Source organism: Agromyces sp. P1_H4, from assembly GCF_056405255.1.
Map to the genome: position 1 here is coordinate 1 of NZ_JBFUCL010000474.1, position 2,113 is coordinate 2,113.

Annotated in this window: 1 protein-coding gene; it reads left to right on the forward strand. The window is 70.9% G+C overall.

The features are described 5' to 3' along the window. Positions 1-22: 22 nt before the first annotated feature. Positions 23-2,068, forward strand: coding sequence for an acyl-CoA dehydrogenase family protein (locus AC1DY2_RS19040; RefSeq protein ID WP_476763836.1), 2,046 nt, complete (start codon positions 23-25; stop codon positions 2,066-2,068). Positions 2,069-2,113: the final 45 nt, after the last annotated feature.

Sequence of the window (2,113 nt, forward strand, 5' to 3'; positions counted from 1 at the left end):
GCCCAAGCCGGCCCGCGACGCGGTGTCCGCGCCGATCCCGGCGCCCCGGGCCGACGCGCAGCCCGCGTCGCCGCGTGTCGACACGGAGCTCCTCGGCCGCCAGCTGCTCGGCACCTGGGCCGACCTGCGCGTGATCGCCCGCGAGCGCGCCGCGCATCCCGACCTGCAGCGCATCGAGGGCCAGTCGATGGCCGAGCACCGCGAGCGCGTGCTCCAGCAGCTGAAGATCCTCGTCGAGCAGCGCGCCGTGCACCGCGCCTTCCCGACCGCGGTCGGCGGCCATGACGACCACGGCGGCAACATCGCGGGCTTCGAGGAGCTCGTGCTCGCCGATCCGAGCCTGCAGATCAAGGCGGGCGTGCAGTGGGGCCTCTTCGGCGCCGCGGTGCTGCACCTCGGCACCGAGTTMCATCACCGCACCTTCCTGCCCGACATCATGTCACTCGAGGTGCCGGGTGCGTTCGCGATGACCGAGACGGGCCACGGGTCGGATGTCGCGGCGATCGGCACGACCGCCACGTACGACGAGGCGAAGCAGCAGTTCGTCATCAACACGCCGTTCCGCGGCGCCTGGAAGGACTACCTCGGCAACGCGGCCGTGCACGGCACCGCCGCGGTCGTCTTCGCCCAGCTCATCACCAAGGGCGTGAACCACGGCGTGCACGCGTTCTACGTGCCGATCCGCAACGCCAAGGGCGGGTTCCTCAAGGGCATCGGCGGCGAGGACGACGGCCTCAAGGGCGGCCTGAACGGCATCGACAACGGACGCCTGCACTTCACGAACGTGCGGGTTCCCCGCGCGAACCTGCTGAACCGCTACGGCTCGGTGGCCGAGGACGGCACGTACTCCAGCCCGATCTCCAGCCCCGGCCGCCGGTTCTTCACCATGCTCGGGACCCTCGTGCAGGGCCGGGTCTCCCTCGATGGCGCCGCCACGTCGGCCGCCGCGATGGCCCTCACCATCGCGATCACGTACGGCAACCAGCGCCGCCAGTTCAACGCCGCGAGCGAGACCGACGAGGAGGTGCTGCTCGACTACCAGCGCCACCAGCGCCGCCTGCTGCCGAAGCTGGCCACCACGTACGCGCAGATCTTCGCCCACGACGAGTTCCTCGTGAAGTTCGACGCGGTGTTCTCGGGCAAGGCCGACACCGACGACGACCGCCAGGACCTCGAGACGATCGCCGCCGCGCTGAAGCCGCTCTCCACTTGGCACGCGCTCGAAACCCTGCAGGAGGCGCGTGAGGCATGCGGGGGATCGGGCTTCCTCGCCGAGAACCGCCTCGTCGGCCTCCGCCAGGACCTCGACGTCTACGTCACCTTCGAGGGCGACAACAACGTGCTGCTGCAGCTCGTCGCCAAGCGCCTGCTCACCGACTTCTCGAAGCAGTTCGCGAAGGCCGATGCCGGCGTGATGGCGCGGTACGTCGTGTCGCAGACGGCCGAGCGCGCCTACCACGGCACGGGCCTCCGCCGCCTGGCGCAGACCATCGCCGACTTCGGGTCGACCCGCCGGTCGGTCTCCGAGCTGCGTGACGAGGAGACGCAGCGCGAGCTGCTCACCGACCGCGTCGAGACGATGATCGCCGAGATCGCAGGGCGCCTCCGGGACGCGCGCAAGCTGCCCAAGGTCGACGCCGCCGCGGCGTTCAACCGCAACCAGAACGAGCTCATCGAGGCGGCCCGCGCGCACGCGGAGCTGCTGCAGTGGGAGGCGTTCTCGCGCGGCCTCGCCCAGACCACCGACCCGGGCACGAAGCAGGTGCTCACCTGGGTGCGCGACCTCTTCGGCCTCGGCCTCCTCGAGAAGCATCTCTCGTGGTACCTCATCCACGGGCGCCTGTCGCCGCAGCGCGCGCAGGCCGTCACCGCCTACATCGACCGCCTCATCGAGCGGCTCCGGCCGCACGCGCAGGACCTCGTCGACGCGTTCGGGTACAAGCCCGAGCACCTGCGCGCGAAGATCGCGTCGGGCGCCGAGCAGGAGCGCCAGGACGAGGCCCGCGCGTACTACGCCGCGCAGCGGGCTGCGGGCACCCTGCCCGTGCCCGAGAAGTCGAAGAAGTAGCATTCGAGAATCGCCGTGGGCCGTACGGGGTTTGATGCCTCGTGC